Below are 13,022 nucleotides of genomic sequence, written 5' to 3'. Positions count from 1 at the left end.
ATACAACGCCCACGGCTGAATCGGGCCTATTCCTCGTGCCCCTGATCGCGGCTCATCTGGCCGTCAGCGGGCGGCGTCTCCCCCGGCGGCACGCTGCCACCGCGGTCCAGGCCGGTGACGTTCTCCTCCGCCGGGTCCCGGTTGGCGGACTCGGCCTGGTCCTCGGAGGACGTGTCCCCGCCCCCCTCGGCCGGCTTTCCCGGCTGGTTGGCGGCACCCGAGACCCCGCGCTGGGGCTGCTGGGTGCCCCGTTCGTCGAGTTCGTTGGTCTCCGTGTCCCGGAAGCTGTCATCAGGCTGGGGCTGGGTGGTGCTCACGGCGGGCTCCTTCGAGTCAGTTCTGCCGGTCAGGGGTTCCGTGCGGCCATCCTGACAGCATCCCGGGCCGCGCGTGAACCCTTGTGGTCCACGGTGGGGCCAGGGGAAGTCCTGGGGTGGATCAGGGGCGGCCCAGGGTCGGGCCACGGCGAGGCTCAGAGCGCCCCTTCGGCGGCAGCCAGGATCTGCTCGGCGATGGCGGTGAACTCCTCGCCGGCCACCTCCGAGTCGCCGATGAAGGAGACCATGACCACGTGCTCGGCCGTCTGTCCGATCAGCACCTGCGCCGTGGTCGCGGTATCCCCGCCGGCCGGGGTGCGGGTCCACACCAGGCCGGAGTCCGCTCCCTCCGCTGCGGAGGTCCGGGCGGTGAAGTCGAACGTGGACTGCTGGAGGTTGGAGTCCGTGACGGTCATCGTCAGCTCGGGACAGTCCGCCACGAGCCGCTCCACGTTGGCCAGGTGCTCCTCCACCACTCCGGCGTCTTCGAGGGAGGCGACCTCCACGGTGCCCGTCCCAGCGAACGTCTCGGAGCCGAAGTCCAGCCGGGAGGCATCCGCCTCCGGCATGAGGATGGGCGACCAGTCCACCGCCGTCAGCGGGGATTTGCAGCGGGCCGGCTCCACCGTGGTGCCGGAAGAGTTCGTCTGCCGCAGCCGGGCGTCCTCACGGGTGGCAGCGATCTCGGTGTCCGTGGCGGAGACCTGGTTGGTGAAGCCGAAACTGGCGGCCCGCTCTGCGGCGGCGCCCACCGCGGCCTGGTCCGCCCGCGCGTCGGCGGCCTCGGTTGCGTCGGGGTCGGCGGAGGCCGGGCCCGACGCCGGCGACCCACCGTCCGTGGTCGTCTCGCCTTCCCCGCCGTCTCCGCTCTGGGCGTCGGCACCAGCGCTCGGCGCGGCGGTACCGGACGGATTCTCCGCGGTGATCCCGTGCGGGTTGGCGGGGACGTCGGCGTCGGCGCCCTCCTGGTCACCGGCACCGCCCGAGCAGCCGGCGAGGACGAGCATCCCGGCCAGGCTCAGGGCGGCCATCCGGGCACCCGGCCGGATCATCCGGGCAGGTCCGGAGATGGTCAGGACGGCCGGGGTGCGGCGGGGGGAACGCGTGGTCATCGGCGGGGCTCCTCGTTCTCGGCAAGGTCTTCATACATGCGGTTCCAGGCCTTGAGCTCTGCCTCGTCGTTGAGGTCAGCCTTGCGGTCCAGCCGCTTGGTCTCCTTGGCGTCCGTGCGGGACCACATCACGGCCACCGCCACCGCCATGAGCACCGTGGGCACCTCGCCAATCCCCCACATCACGGCGCCGCCGATCTGCTGGTCGGCGATGGCGGAGAGGCCCCAGTCGCGGCCGGTGGAGCCGAACCAGGAGGCCTGCAGCAGGGATTCGGAGGAGGTCATGGCCACCCCGATGAACGCGTGGAAGGCCATGGTGGCCAGCAGGATGACCAGCCGCATCGGGTAGAGCGCCTTGCGCGGCAGCGGGTCGATCCCGATCATCACCGAGGCGAAGAGGTAGCCGGTCAGCAGGAAGTGCACGTTCATGAACTCGTGTCCGAGGTGCTCCTGGAGCGAGAAGCCGAAGAACGGCGTGTAGTAGAAGACCAGGATCGAGCCGGCGAAGTTCACGGCGGCCACCACCGGGTTGGTGATGAACCGCGCGAAGGGTGAGTGCACGAGCCACAGGATCCACTCACGGGGGCCGCGAGAGCCGTCCGTGCGGCTGGGCAGGGAACGCAGCGCCAGGGTGACGGGGGCGCCGAGCACCAGGAACATCGGCGAGATCATGGTCAGCGTCATGTGGGCCACCATGTGGGCGCTGAACAGGACCTGGCCGTAGATCGCCGGGGAGCCCGAGGTCACCCAGAACAGGATGGTCAGGCCGACCACGAAGGAGATCGTGCGCAGCACGGGCCACCGGTCCCCGCGGCGGTGGAGCCGGATGGTGGCGCGCACGTACCAGAGCACCAGGAACGCGATGATGGCGACCCACAGCCAGTCGAAGCGCCACTGCGTGAACCAGGTCTCGAAGGTTAGCTCCGGGGGCAGGTCGTAGCCGGTGAGGATGCGGGCCGGGGAGGCATCCGGGGCGATCTCCTCGGGGACGGGCGGTGAGGTGCGGGAGAGCACGGTGGCCAGCCCCATGATCGCCGCCATGATCGCCGCCTCCACCGCGATCAGTTGCCAGAGCAGGCGCTTGGCGGCCGGCGGCGGGGCGCTGGTGCCGGTGGCCAGCCGCGGGATGACCCACAGCCGGTGCATCAGCCCGATCAGGCCGAGCAGCACGGAGCCCACGAGCTTGGCCAGCACCAGCACGCCGTACGGACTGGCGAGCTGTTCCAGCGTGTTCATCCGGATGGCGGCGTTGACCACTCCGGACAGGACCACGGTGACCAGTCCCAGTCCGGCCAGGAGCGAGTAGCGGCTGACCACGGTGTAGATCAGCGGTTCTGGCCCCTGTCGATGGGCGGAGGGCTTGCCGCTGGCGCCGTCCGGCCCGTGCAACCGCGGGGAGATCAGGGCCAGGACGATCAACCCGCCGATCCAGACGACCACCCCGAGCAGGTGCAGGCCGATGGAGTTGACGGCGCCGTTGTGGTCATCCCCGGAGGCCGAGTGGCCGATGAGGGCCAAGGGCACGATGCCGACCAGGCCGAGCAGGGCGGTCCACGCCAGACCGACCGTGGAGCGGACAGCCAGCGTCAGCGAGGTAATGACGGCGGCGAGGACCGTGACCACGGTCCAGGCCTGGCCCACGGAGATGTCCTGCAGGTATCCGACGAGGCCGGAGGTGAAGGAGACGCTGGGGTCCAGGGGCATGCCGGCGAGGTCCGAGTAGGACAGCACGAGTACGGCGAGGGCGGACAGCGTCCAGACCACGGAGGCCGCCGTGGCCACCTGCATCAATCGGGTGAAGGCCGGATGTTCGCCGTCCTCTCCACGGTGAGCGCGCCGGCCCCGGGAGGGCGGCATGATCGCGCAGGCGAAGATCAGCGCGCCGACGGCGGTGGGCATGGCCAGGTTGTTCACCATCTCGGCCACCGGCAGTCCCCAACGGGTCAGGACCCCGGGGTCGGAGAGCTGGTCCACGGCCAGGATTCCCGTCCAGGCGGCGGCCAGCACCAGGCTGACCGCGCCGACGACGCCGGCCACGGGCCACAGCCACACCGGTGCGGCGGTGTCCCGCTCAGCGGTTGGGGAAGATTTCACAGTATCCATTCTCTCGCAGGTGGTTCCTGCCGGTGGCGGCCCGGGGCGGAGGTGTCTCGGGCCGGCTGATGCGGTGCCGTCCAGCCGTGCCGTGACAGATCAGCGGTCGCTGGTTCCCGTACCGCTCGACCCTCCGTCGGTACCGTCGCCGCCGTTGGTTCCGTCGGCGTTTCCGGCGCCGTCCCCACGGCTCGAGGAGCCGGCGTCGATGGCCCTGGCCTTGCGGAACACCATCAGCATGGCGACCACGACGACGAGGACGCCGCCGATGGCCGCGGGCCAGACCCAGCCGGCGACGGGGCCGGCGGGTGCCTGGCTGTCCTCGGCCGTGGCCTCGCCCGACGCCGGGTCGGTGGCCGCGGTGCCGGGTCCGGCGGTGGCCGCCGTGGTCGCCGTGGTCGCGGGATCCTTGGCATCAGTGGCGGTGGTGCCGCCGTCGTCTGCCGCGGCACCCGCACCATCGGTGCCGGCCTCACCCGGGGTGGCGTCCGAGGAGACCGACGCGTCCGGGTTCGGCACACCGCAGTCCTCCGGGGCGGCCGATTCGGGTGCGGCAGGGTCCTCGAGGGTGAACTCGTAGTCCTTCTCCTCGGAGTGGCCGTCCGAATACACGATGCGGTAGTCCACCGTGTATTCGCCATTGGGCAGGCCCTCGCACACAGCGGCGGTGAGGTTCGCGCCGGCGACCTGGGCTGCGCCGTCCTGCCACTGGTGACCGTCCTCGTCCGTGACCGTCACGAGGTTCTGGATGCCCTGGCCGGTGGTCAGGTCCCCGGAGAATTCCAGGCCGATCTCCGCCGGGGCTTCGAGGACCGCGGTGCCGGCCGCCGGGGTCGCGGACAGCAGTTGGTCGTGGGCCGCCGCCGGGGTGGCCGTGGCCACGGCGAGCAGCACGGCGGCCGAGACGGCGGCCGTGCCGGCGCCGATGCCGCGGCCGGTACGCGGGGATCGTGCAGGGGTGGTGGTTCTGTGCGTGTTCATGGTGTCCTTCACAGCCCGGGCCGAGAACGGCTCCGGGCAGGGGTGCCGGAGGGAGGGTGGGGTTGTCCTGGCCGGCGGATCCGTGGATCAGGCGGCCAGGGCGAACTCCGGCGGACCACGCAGACGTTGGGATGCCAGCAGCACCTCATCCGGCCGGCGCGCCACCCGGACGGCGCGGACGGCCACCCGGCGGACGGGGACAGCGGGGACCCACCGGGCCAGCCGAGCGCCCGGCGACCGGAGGACGAGCCCGACGGCGAGGTCCGCCACCCGCGCCGCGAGCAGTTCGCCGCGGCGCAGGACCAAGACGGTTCCGACGGCGGCCAGCACGTGGGCGAGCATCATCGCCGCGGAGAGCGTGGTCAGGGCGTCGTCGGCGACCGTGGGGCCGGGCACACCGGCCAGGGAGCCGGAGCCGAGATCGCCGGCAGGGTGGGCACGGCCTGCGGACCCCGGATGACCTGCATGGCCTGCATGACCTGCGGCTGTCCTCAGTCTGCTGAGGGCGCCGGCCTCGGCGGGCACAGCGGCGATGGAGTAGAGCCAGTGGAAGAGCAGTTGGCTGGCGCTCACCGCGGCGGCCAGTCGCCACCAGGACAGCCGGCGACCGGCCAGGGCGGTGCAGAGGGGGCCGGCCAGCGCGAGGGTGAGGATCCAGACGATCGGTGCCGGGCCGGCGTCGTGCAGGTGGTCCGGGACGGGGCCGGGCGCGGTCAGGTCGACCGAACGCGTGGAAAGGGACGCAACGGTGTGCGATCCGGCGGCCCAGAGGGTGGCGACGACGGCGGCCGCCCAGCCGCGCAGCAACCGGGCGGGGCCGCGCGCGGGGGCGGCGCGGGGCGCAGGGTACCGCGCAGGACGTGTGGCCACCGTGCACCTCCCGGGCGTCGAGCGTTTGGACCGTCCTCTATGCTACGGGGATTCTACCGGCTGTAGAAAACCGCGAGCCCGGGGCGGACGAGGGTCCGGGGCCTCCGGTGAAGGTTCAGGACGGCTGTCCGGACGGCCTGCGCAGCCCGGGCGTCAGGTCGGTCCCGCGGCACCGAGGCGTTAACCGACGAAGGCGCCCCACCCAGTGGAGCGCCTTCGTCGAGGGCCGGTGGCCGGACCCGTGAGGGCCACGGCCGCGGCCGTTCTGGATCACTTGCCGGTGGCAGCAGCCTTCAGCTTGGAGCCAGCGGAGATCTTGACCGAGTGGCCGGCCGGGATCTGGATGGTCTCGCCGGTCTGCGGGTTGCGGCCGGTGCGGGCAGCGCGATCGGTGCGCTCGACGGCGAGCCAGCCGGGGATGGTGACCTTCTCGCCCTTGGAGACCTGGGCGGAGAAGATCTCGAAGACGGCATCCAGCACGCCGTTCACGGCGGCCTGGGAGTTGCCGGTCTTCTCGGCGGCGGCGGCGACAAGTTCACTGCGGTTCATAGCCATGTGTCCTCCTGGACTTCGATGGTGGTTTCCCTTGGCCCGAACCGGTCAGATCCGGGCGCGTGCTTCGAAAGCTACCACCCGAAAGCGCCGAAACACGCCGTGGAAGCCTGTAAACACGCGGATTCTGGGCGAATTTCCGCAAATTTCCGCCTTCAGGGGGTCCCACAGCGGCGAAGGGCCCTCTCCGCGGAGGAGAGAGCCCTTCGGCGAAGGGCCCTCTCCGCAGAGGAGAGAGCCCTTCGTCCCAGGGGGCCAGGCCACGGTGGGCCAGGCCTGCCGGCCGGGTGGTTCCGGCCGGTCAGGAGGTGCGCCCCGGAAGACCTTCTGGAGGGATGACGGCACCCGGGACGGAGAATGGCCGAAGGGGTGGCAGACCCAACGGTCTGCCACCCCTTCGGATGGTGTGCTTGGCGCCAGAAGGCACCGTCACCGGGCCAGAGGCCGGCGGGTTGTCACCGGGTAGACGTCACCAGGACGACTTGGTGATGCCCGGCAGCTCGCCACGGTGGGCCATGTCGCGGAAGCGGACACGGGAGATGCCGAACTTCTGGAACGTACCGCGCGGGCGGCCGTCGATGGCGTCGCGGTTGCGGACACGCACCGGGGAGGCGTTGCGGGGCAGCTTCTGCAGGCCCACGCGGGCGGCCTCGCGCGCTTCGTCAGAAGCGTTCGGGTCGACCAGGGTCTTCTTCAGCTCCAGGCGCTTCTCGGCATAGCGGGCAACGATGACCTTACGCTGCTCATTCTTGGCAATCATGGACTTCTTAGCCATGCCTCAGCGCTCCTCTCGAAATTCGACGTGCTGGCGTGCAACCGGATCGTACTTCTTGAGCACGATGCGATCCGGGGTGTTGCGGCGGTTCTTCCGGGTCACGTAGGTGTACCCGGTGCCGGCAGTGGACTTCAGCTTGATGATGGGACGTACGTCCTTGTCCTTGGCCATGTCAGAGCTTCACTCCCTTGGCGAGCAGGTCGGCGATGACGGCGTCGATACCGCGCACGTCAATGGTCTTGATGCCCTTGGCGGACAGGGTCAGCGTCACGTTGCGGCGCAGGGACGGAACCCAGTAGGTCTTCTTCTGGATGTTCGGGTCGAACCGGCGCTTGGTGCGACGGTGCGAGTGGGAAATGCTGTGGCCGAAACCTGGCCCAGCCCCGGTTACCTGGCAGTTTGCTGCCATGATCACTCCTCGTTGCAAGTAGTAGTAAAAGAACGGGCGGAACCCGTTGTGAAGCCTCCGGACGAACCGGGCGCTCCACGAGTCCCGCCACCAGTTGTGACACCGCGCTCTTACTGCGACTTTCCGAAGGGGTAACCAGGCTGGGTGAGATCCAACCGAAGTGCCCTATATCGCGGGGGAAGACGGTGAGTCCCCAGCCGGCGCCGGTGAAGGCTGGCCGGAGATCCGGTTACGGGAAGCACGTTGTTTTCCGATGTTCTGGCGACCCCTGCGGGACACGGGCACACCACAACTCAACGCGGCTTAACGCCGTTCCATCTTAGGGCACAGTCCCGCATCGTTCAAACCGGAGGACCTGCGCTGGTCAGGCGGGCCAGGGCTGGTCAGCCGGATCGAGACCAGACCGTCGCGCCGCGGCCGGTCAGGCGGGCCGGGGCTGGTCGTTCGCCAAGGCCGGATCCCGGAAGACCCAATGATCCGGGTCCAGATGCGCGATGATCTTGGATCCGATCCGGCCCAGGTCGGCCAGGTCCCGGTCATCCAGACTGTCCAACAGCCGTGCGCGCACGCTGGCCACGTGACGGGGGGCCAGACGGACGATCTCAGCCGTCCCCCCCTCCGTGATGACGGCCATCGTCACGCGGGCATCCTCGCTCGAGGGGCTACGCCGCATGAGGCCACGACCCTCGAGCTTGCGGGCCACATGGGACAGCCGTGACAGGGAGGAGTTCGTGCGGGCGGCCAGCTCGCTCATCGGCAACGCCTCGGCACTCTCCGAGAGCATGGCCAACACCTGGTATTCGAAGAAGCTGACGGTGCCCTCCATCTGAAGGTCTGCCTCCAGGGTGGGCATGAGCTGCATGTGGGTGGCCACGAGGGTCAACCAGGCCCGGCGCTCCGTGGCGGACAGCCAGCGGACGCCGTCGAGCCCGGTCTCCGCGGCGGAGTCCGCGCCCGGGGCCGCCTGAACAGAATCTCTCACGGGGTCCATGGTGCCATGGTGCCATTCCGCCGGCCGGGCCCGGCACGCATCACGCCACGTGACCATCCTGGTTCGCCCTGGTTCGCCCTGGTTCGCGCTGGTTCGCCCTGGTTCTCATTCGCCCGCACGGGCCCGCCGCGGCGGCACATCAGGCATGCTGGTGGACGGGAGTGTTCCCGGACACATCACTGTGGACCTCTCTCGTTGCCCGCCGGCCTGTACCAAGGAGAGTCGATGACCATCCAGCCCGTGTCCCCTGACCCGACCATCAGTGAGGACCTGCTGGCCGCCGGCCGCAAGGCCTACGACCTCGATCGCGAGCACGTGTTCCACTCGTGGAGCGCCCAGCGGACCATCACGCCGATGACGGTCGTCAAGGCCGAGGGGCCGTATGTCTGGGACGGGCAGGGCCACCGGCTCATCGACTTCTCCTGCCAGCTGATCAACACGAACATCGGCCACTCGCACCCGAAGGTCGTGGCCGCCATCCAGGAGCAGGCCGCGGACATCGCCACCATCAATCCTGCCCACGTCAACGCCGCCCGGTCCGAGGCGGCCCGGCTCGTGGCGGACCTGGCACCCGGAGACCTGAACCACGTGTTCTTCACGAACGCCGGGGCGGACGCCGTGGAGCACGCCGTGCGGATGGCCCGGGTCCACACGGGCCGGCCCAAGGTGCTGTCCGCCTACCGGGCGTACCACGGGGGCACGGACCTGGCCTTCGCCCTGACCGCCGACCCCCGGCGGAATCCCGTCGATACGGCGACGGCCGGCGTCGCCCATTTCATGCCCTCCTATCCGTACCGCAGCTACTTCAACGCGGCCACCGAGCAGGAGGAGTCCGAGCGCGCGCTGGCGCACCTGGAGCAGACCATCCTGCTGGAGGGACCGCAGTCGATCGCGGCGGTGATCCTGGAGTCCGTCCCCGGCACGGCGGGAATCTATGTGCCTCCGGCGGGGTATCTGGAGGGGGTGCGGGAACTGACGCGCCAGTACGGCATCCTGTTCATCGCGGACGAGGTCATGGTGGGCTTCGGCCGCACGGGCGAGTGGTTCGCGGTCAACCACTGGGGCGTGGAGCCGGACCTGCTGACCTTCGCCAAGGGCGTGAACTCCGGTTACGTGCCACTCGGCGGGGTCGCCCTCTCGGACGCGATCTACGAGACCTTCGCCGAGACCCCCTACCCCGGCGGACTGACCTACTCCGGCCACCCACTGGCCTGCGCCGCGGCCGTGGCCACGTTGAACGCGATGCAGGACGAGGGCATGGTCGCCAACGCCGCCCGGCTGGGTGAGGAGATCATCGGACCGCGCCTGCGGGAGATCTTCGAGGCGCACCCCTCCGTGGGAGACGTCCGCGGACTCGGCGCCTTCTGGGCCGTGGAACTGGTGAAGAATCGGGAGACCAAGGAGCCCATGGCCGCCTATGGCGGTTCCTCCCCCGAGATGAACGAGCTCGTGGCCGAGTGCAAGAAGCTGGGGCTGCTGCCGTTCCAGAACATGAACCGAATCCACGTGGCCCCGCCCCTGAACGCCCCGGACGAGGTGGTGCGCCACGGACTGGACATCCTGGACCAGGCGCTGGCGGTCACCGACCGGTACGTCACCGGCTGAGCGGGGGAGGCTCCGCGCCGGGCGCCCCGGTGCGGGGCCGACTACCGGCCGGCGGCCCGGGGCGCAGCAACGGCGGAAGCACCCCCATCAGGACCGCGATCACGAGGGCGGTGGCTCCCGTGATCCACCAGGCCACGTCCGTGGCCACCAGGACGTGGGCGATGAACGCCACGCAGCCGGCCAGCAGCAGCCCCATCCCCGCCAGGCAGATCCGCACCACGCGATCCCCGAGCGCCACGGTGCGGTTCTTGACGAGCCGGCCGAAGAACCGCCGGTGGATCACCACGGGCAGCAGCATGAGCACGGTCAACAGCACCGCCGTCACCAGCAGCGCCATGTACCACCCCTGGAGGTGGCCGGCCACCTCCGCGAACCGGGCCTGGAAGGGCAGCGTCATCAGGAACGCCGTGACGATCTGCGTCCCGGTCTGCATCACCCGCAGTTCCTGGAGCAGGTCGCTCCAGTTGCGGTCCAGCTTCTCCCCCGGCGTCTCATGCCGGAAGGCCGTCTCCGGGGAGCCGTTCTCACCGGCCGGCGCCGGGGACTCCCTCTCACCGGCCGGCTCGGGGCCGTGCGCCGCGCGGCTCACGGGATCTCCCAGCGCACTTCGTCAGGGGACTTGTCCTCACGCCAGCCCCGCCACGAGGCCTGGCGGACCCGGCCGGAACGGGTCCGGCCGGCCAGGGACACCTCGCCCACCAGGGACGGGGTGACCCACCAGGCGTCGGAGCGGTCCTCAGCCGGCACATCCGGCACGGGCGGGGTCTTGCGGTGCAGGCGCCGCAACCGGGATTCGGTCTCCGCCAGCTGGGCGGCCGAGAATCCGGTCCCCACCCGCCCGGCGTACCGCAGCTCACCCGCTTCGTCCGGCACGGCCACCAGCAGGGAACCGATCCCGCCCGACCGGCCTCCCTTGCCCTCCCGAGCCCCGATGACCACGACCTCCTGGTGCTGATGCAGCTTCAGCTTGATCCACGCGGAGCCGCGCCGCCCCGGCAGATACAGCGAGTCCCTCCTCTTGGCGACCACGCCCTCAAGCCCGAGATCGCGACTGGCCTGCTGGGCCCGGGCGAGCGTCCCGCGGTATCCCGGCGGCACGGACACCACATCCCCGTTCCCGACGCCGGCCTCCAGGACCTCTCGACGCTCACCATAGGGGGTGCGCACGAGAGAACGGACCTGCCGCCCCGAGGCGCCCGGTGGCCCCAGCTGGAGGATGTCGAACACCAGATACCGCAACTCGATCACCTCCGCATCGGCGGTGGACCCGTCGGTCTGACCGGTCCGGCCGGACCTTCCGGTGCGGCGCCCACGCCGCAATCCCCGGCTGGTGCGGCCGCTGACTTCCTGGAGCAGTCCGAAGTCCGGCCGGCCCTGATCGTCTAGGGCCACCAGCTCCCCGTCGAGCACCGCCCCGCCACATTCCTCCGCCGGCCCGGTGAGCAGGTCGGTGAGTTCCTGCACGGCGGGGTAGTCGGCCGTCAGGTCCTTGCCGTTGCGGCTGGCCAGGATGACCTGCCCGGACGACACCCCCGCCAGGAGGCGGTAGCCGTCCCACTTCATCTCGTAGGACCAGTCTTCGTCCGCCGTGAGGTCGGAGGGCTGACCGGAGGTGGCCAGCATCGGTGCGGGCAGGTCTGCCACCGTGAAGGCCGAGCTCTCCGCTGCCTTCGCCGCAGGTTTTCCGGTGGGCTTGTCGGCACGCTTCTTGGTGGGTTCCCTGGCTGGTTTCGCCGCAGGTTCACCGGTGGACTCCGAGGCGGGAGGCGTGGTGTTAGCCTCCGGCTGGTCCTGCATGAGGTGGAGCAGCCAGTTGTCCTGCCCGCCCATGCCGGGGGCGTTGATCAGGGCGTACCGCCGCGGCACCCCGCCGAGACCGCCGTCCGACCGCCCGGACAGCACGGCGATGACCTCCTTGCCCTCCCGCCACTTCTCGATCTCGATGGTCCCGGCGTCCCAGATGGTGACCTCTCCGGCGCCATACTCACCCTTCGCGATGGTTCCCTCGAAGGTGCCGTACTCCAGGGGGTGATCCTCGGTCTGGACGGCCAGCCGGTTGGTCTCGGTGTCCAGGGGCGGCCCCTTGGGCACCGCCCAGGACACCAGCACCCCGGAGTGCTCGAGCCGGAAGTCCCAGTGCAGGCGCCGGGCGTGGTGTTCCTGGATGACGAAGGTCGGCCCCTCGCCCCCGCCGAACTGCCGTTCCACCGGTGCCTGCTCCGGCACCGGCTCGGCTGTCTTGGCCGCATCCCGCATGGAACGGTACTTCGCGAGGCGGTCGGTCGCAGTGCCGGTGCCGGTGCCCGCACCAGTGCTGCGGCCGCGGGCGCCCGGCGACCGGTCGGCGTCGTCCCCGCCCGAGCCCTCGGAACTGTCCGGGCCGTCCGGCACCCAGCCGAGGGGCGCCAGCGGGTCCTGGCCGTCCGCCACCCGCTCCAGCACCTCCCCGAGCTCCAGGTGCTGCAGGTCCGGGTCCTCCAATTCCGCCCAGGTGCGCGGCGCGGCCACCCAGGGACGGTCCCGCCCACGCAGCGAGTAGGGCGCCACGGTGGTCTTGGACCCGTTGTTCTGGCTCCAGTCCACGAACACCTTGCCGGCGCGGCTGGCCTTGCGCATGCTCGAGATGACCTCGTCCGGGTGATCGGCCTCCAGCGCCTTGGCCAGCTCATGGGCCACAGCGCTGATGGCGTCCGCGTTGTGCTGGCCGTCCAGCGCAGCGTAGAGGTGGATGCCCTTGGACCCTGAGGTCACGGGAAAGGACTCCATGCCCATGTCCGCGAGGATGTCCCGGCACCAGCGCGCCACCTCGGCGCAGTCGGCCAGGCCCACCCCCTCCCCCGGATCCAGGTCCAGCACCAGGCGGTCCGGGTTGCGCGGCTGTCCGTTCCGCCCGAAGCGCCACTGGGGAGTGTGCAACTCCAGTGCGGCGACCTGGGCGAACCAGGCCAGGACGGCCGGCTCATTGGCCAGCGGATAGGTGTTGGTGTGGTCCGAGTGCGCAATGCTGCCGGTCGGGATCCAGGATGGCGCCGAGTCCTCCAGGTCCTTGCGGAAGAACACCTGTCCGGGCTTCTCCGCCGTCCCCACGCCGTCCACCCACCGCTTGCGGGTGACCGGGCGCTGGGCCACCTGCGGGATGAGCACGTCCGCCACCGCGAGGAAGTACTGCATGACCTCGGCCTTGGTGGTGCCGGTGGCCGGGTAGAGCACCTTGTCGAGGCTGGAGACGGAGAGCTGGTGTTCACCGACGGTGTAGGTCTGCCGCGCGGATCGTGCCATGTGAACCCTCCCGCAACGGTCGATCGAGGCCTAGGCTG

13 protein-coding genes are annotated in these 13,022 nt (G+C 70.5%); 1 reads left to right on the top strand and 12 read right to left on the bottom strand.

Annotation, left to right across the window (positions count from 1 at the left end; translation table 11 throughout):
• Positions 1-26: 26 nt before the first annotated feature.
• From AB0333_RS10555 to AB0333_RS10510, 10 genes are all read right to left on the bottom strand, one after another.
• Positions 27-317 carry a DUF6480 family protein gene (locus AB0333_RS10555; protein ID WP_366218642.1) on the bottom strand — a complete coding sequence of 97 codons (291 nt, stop codon included), beginning with the start codon at positions 315-317 and terminating at the stop codon, positions 27-29.
• 155 nt (positions 318-472) lie between these two features.
• The gene (locus AB0333_RS10550) at positions 473-1,429 is read right to left on the bottom strand and encodes a hypothetical protein (RefSeq protein ID WP_366218641.1); all 957 of its coding nucleotides are present in this window, start codon (positions 1,427-1,429) and stop codon (positions 473-475) included.
• Positions 1,426-3,531, bottom strand: a complete 2,106-nt coding sequence (locus AB0333_RS10545; protein WP_366218640.1) for a cytochrome c oxidase assembly protein — start codon at positions 3,529-3,531, stop codon at positions 1,426-1,428. The genes AB0333_RS10550 and AB0333_RS10545 overlap by 4 nt, the downstream gene beginning before the upstream one ends.
• A gap of 90 nt (positions 3,532-3,621) precedes the next feature.
• Positions 3,622-4,503 carry a copper resistance CopC family protein gene (locus tag AB0333_RS10540; protein WP_366218639.1) on the bottom strand — a complete coding sequence of 294 codons (882 nt, stop codon included), beginning with the start codon at positions 4,501-4,503 and terminating at the stop codon, positions 3,622-3,624.
• A gap of 87 nt (positions 4,504-4,590) precedes the next feature.
• The gene (locus tag AB0333_RS10535) at positions 4,591-5,373 is read right to left on the bottom strand and encodes a hypothetical protein (protein WP_366218638.1); all 783 of its coding nucleotides are present in this window, start codon (positions 5,371-5,373) and stop codon (positions 4,591-4,593) included.
• Positions 5,374-5,643: 270 nt separating this feature from the next.
• Positions 5,644-5,928: an HU family DNA-binding protein gene (locus AB0333_RS10530; RefSeq protein WP_115932098.1), complete on the bottom strand. Its 285-nt coding sequence runs from the start codon at positions 5,926-5,928 to the stop codon at positions 5,644-5,646.
• Positions 5,929-6,394: 466 nt separating this feature from the next.
• Positions 6,395-6,700 carry a 30S ribosomal protein S14 gene (rpsN, locus tag AB0333_RS10525; RefSeq protein ID WP_115932099.1) on the bottom strand — a complete coding sequence of 102 codons (306 nt, stop codon included), beginning with the start codon at positions 6,698-6,700 and terminating at the stop codon, positions 6,395-6,397.
• 3 nt (positions 6,701-6,703) lie between these two features.
• The gene (gene rpmG / locus AB0333_RS10520; RefSeq protein WP_159552753.1) at positions 6,704-6,871 is read right to left on the bottom strand and encodes a 50S ribosomal protein L33; all 168 of its coding nucleotides are present in this window, start codon (positions 6,869-6,871) and stop codon (positions 6,704-6,706) included.
• Position 6,872: 1 nt separating this feature from the next.
• Entirely contained in the window at positions 6,873-7,109 is a 237-nt protein-coding gene (rpmB, locus tag AB0333_RS10515) for a 50S ribosomal protein L28 (protein WP_115932101.1), read from the bottom strand.
• A gap of 421 nt (positions 7,110-7,530) precedes the next feature.
• Positions 7,531-8,091: a MarR family transcriptional regulator gene (locus AB0333_RS10510; protein WP_366218637.1), complete on the bottom strand. Its 561-nt coding sequence runs from the start codon at positions 8,089-8,091 to the stop codon at positions 7,531-7,533.
• A gap of 234 nt (positions 8,092-8,325) precedes the next feature.
• On the opposite strand from AB0333_RS10510, the gene AB0333_RS10505 reads away from it, so the two are divergent.
• Positions 8,326-9,705 (top strand): aspartate aminotransferase family protein, encoded by a 1,380-nt coding sequence (locus tag AB0333_RS10505; RefSeq protein ID WP_366218636.1) that lies wholly within the window; start codon positions 8,326-8,328, stop codon positions 9,703-9,705.
• On the opposite strand, the gene AB0333_RS10500 is transcribed toward AB0333_RS10505, so the two are convergent.
• Both AB0333_RS10500 and AB0333_RS10495 read right to left on the bottom strand, forming a co-directional pair.
• Positions 9,695-10,294: a DUF6328 family protein gene (locus AB0333_RS10500; RefSeq protein WP_366218635.1), complete on the bottom strand. Its 600-nt coding sequence runs from the start codon at positions 10,292-10,294 to the stop codon at positions 9,695-9,697. The genes AB0333_RS10505 and AB0333_RS10500 overlap by 11 nt on opposite strands.
• On the bottom strand, positions 10,291-12,984 hold the full coding sequence (locus AB0333_RS10495; protein WP_366218634.1) for an ATP-dependent DNA ligase: 2,694 nt from the start codon (positions 12,982-12,984) through the stop codon (positions 10,291-10,293). The genes AB0333_RS10500 and AB0333_RS10495 overlap by 4 nt, the downstream gene beginning before the upstream one ends.
• Positions 12,985-13,022: the final 38 nt, after the last annotated feature.

Source organism: Citricoccus sp. NPDC079358 (assembly GCF_040702545.1).
Classification (GTDB): domain Bacteria; phylum Actinomycetota; class Actinomycetes; order Actinomycetales; family Micrococcaceae; genus Citricoccus.
This window is presented reverse-complemented; position numbering and strand designations above follow the sequence as displayed.

Coding starts and splice junctions, on each gene's coding strand:
- AB0333_RS10550 (WP_366218641.1), bottom strand. CDS start 1,429: ATGACCACGCGTTCCCCCCGCCGCACCCCGGCCGTCCTGACCATCTCC.
- AB0333_RS10545 (WP_366218640.1), bottom strand. CDS start 3,531: ATGGATACTGTGAAATCTTCCCCAACCGCTGAGCGGGACACCGCCGCA.
- AB0333_RS10540 (WP_366218639.1), bottom strand. CDS start 4,503: ATGAACACGCACAGAACCACCACCCCTGCACGATCCCCGCGTACCGGC.
- AB0333_RS10530 (WP_115932098.1), bottom strand. CDS start 5,928: ATGGCTATGAACCGCAGTGAACTTGTCGCCGCCGCCGCCGAGAAGACC.
- rpsN (WP_115932099.1), bottom strand. CDS start 6,700: ATGGCTAAGAAGTCCATGATTGCCAAGAATGAGCAGCGTAAGGTCATC.
- rpmG (WP_159552753.1), bottom strand. CDS start 6,871: ATGGCCAAGGACAAGGACGTACGTCCCATCATCAAGCTGAAGTCCACT.
- rpmB (WP_115932101.1), bottom strand. CDS start 7,109: ATGGCAGCAAACTGCCAGGTAACCGGGGCTGGGCCAGGTTTCGGCCAC.
- AB0333_RS10505 (WP_366218636.1), top strand. CDS start 8,326: ATGACCATCCAGCCCGTGTCCCCTGACCCGACCATCAGTGAGGACCTG.
- AB0333_RS10495 (WP_366218634.1), bottom strand. CDS start 12,984: ATGGCACGATCCGCGCGGCAGACCTACACCGTCGGTGAACACCAGCTC.